Source organism: Kaistella sp., assembly GCF_032060305.1.
GTDB classification, from domain to species: domain Bacteria; phylum Bacteroidota; class Bacteroidia; order Flavobacteriales; family Weeksellaceae; genus Kaistella; species Kaistella yananensis.
On record NZ_DAMBHK010000078.1, the window covers coordinates 1 to 1718 of the forward strand.

At 44.8% G+C, this 1718-nt stretch carries 1 protein-coding gene; it reads right to left on the reverse strand.

Annotation, left to right across the window (positions count from 1 at the left end):
- Positions 1-65 precede the first annotated feature (65 nt).
- Positions 66-1664, reverse strand: a complete 1599-nt coding sequence (locus tag V5N63_RS10035) for an MFS transporter (RefSeq protein ID WP_332033831.1) — start codon at positions 1662-1664, stop codon at positions 66-68.
- Between the last annotated feature and the right edge of the window lie 54 nt (positions 1665-1718).

Genomic DNA, 1718 nt, shown 5'->3' on the forward strand with positions numbered 1-1718 from the left:
AAAATCCGGAAACCGGGGACAACGGTGTGGTAATTTTCAGGTTTCCGGGATTTGTTTTTGTTGGTTTACTGGTGGTCTTCTTCAAGACTTTTATTTTTGGTTTTAAGGTAAAGCGTACCAATTACCAGACATACTGCCGCTACAATGATCGGGTACCAAAGTCCCTCAAGATACCATTCGGCGTGCCCTGCATCTTTGCCCGAAGTCACCAGATAAGTAGCTACTGCCGGCAGCAGACCGCCAAATATTCCGTTACCGATGTGATAGGGCAGTGACATGGAGGTGTAGCGAATGCGGATTGGGAACATTTCTACCAGAAAAGCGGCGATTGGGCCGTAAACCATCGTTACGAAAACCACCTGCACAAATACCAGAAATATCAGTAGCCACCGCGTATCCGGATTTACCGTAATGCTTTCTTTAATCAGTGGTGCTTCCGCTTTTCCGTTGGTCATCACCGGTCCTGCTGCAGCCCAGTGCACAATACTGTCGCGTTTCAGCAAAGTTCCGTCTGTAAATGTTTTTTCTGTGTGGAAACTGATAAGGCTGTCTCCTGCAATTTTTTCATGGGCTTTGGCGGTTCTTTTTTCCACAAGACCTTTTTCTGCCAGTACTTTGTCTTCAATATTTACAGCGGTGTACATGGTTTTGTAAATGGGTCTGTAAGCAATAATGGCGATCAACATCCCAATCATCATGATGGGTTTTCTGCCGACTTTGTCGGAGAGCCAACCGAACAGAATAAATAGAGGAGTTCCCAGGAACAGCGCCAGAGCCATCATGGAATCCACCTGTGCAGAATCTATATTCATCACTTTTTGCATGAAACTCATGGCGTAAAACTGTCCGGTGTACCAAATTACACCCTGTCCCATTACCGCTCCGAAAAGAGCAAGAAGCACGAACTTGAAATTCAGCTTATTACCGAAGCTTTCTTTCAGAGGGTTGGTTGAGGTTTTTCCTTCTTTTTTTGCCTGCGCAAACAAAGGTGATTCCTTCATATTTCTTCGGATGACGTAAGAAACCCCGACCATCAGAATTGAAATCCAGAACGGTATTCTCCAGCCCCAACTGTCGAATTCGTCAGGAGTTAGCGAGGTTTTGGTTACCAGAATAACAATGAGTGAGATAAACAGACCTGCGGTAGCGGTGGTCTGTATCCATGAAGTCCAATAACCACGGCGATGAGGCTGCGAATATTCAGCGACGTAGGTTGCGGCGCCACCGTATTCTCCACCAAGAGCAAGTCCCTGTAAAAGTCTCAGAATTAACACCAAAACAGGCGCGGCATAACCAATGGTTTCGAAACTCGGTACACATCCGATAAGAAAGGTGGAGAAACCCATGATCAGCAGCGTTACCAGGAAAGTGTATTTTCTTCCGATAATGTCTCCAAGTCTGCCGAAAAACAGCGCGCCAAAAGGTCTTACCACAAATCCTGCCGCGAAGGTGGCTAGGGTAGAAAGAAATGCTGCGGTTGGATTATCTGCCGGAAAGAATTTGGTGGCGAGAACTACCGCCAAACTCCCGAAAATGTAGAAATCGTACCATTCGATGAGCGTTCCCAAAGACGACGCCATGATTACACCCCAGATTGTTTTATTCTTTTTTTTCTCCGCAACATACGCGTCATGCTCATGCTGACTTTTAAATTTTTTGCTCATAATTATATTTGGTTTTTGGTTTAAGTAATATTTATATAGATTTTATAATCATTT

Bases quoted from the DNA above. Each gene is read 5' to 3' on its own strand.
- V5N63_RS10035 (WP_332033831.1), bottom strand. From the start codon at position 1,664: ATGAGCAAAAAATTTAAAAGTCAGCATGAGCATGACGCGTATGTTGCG.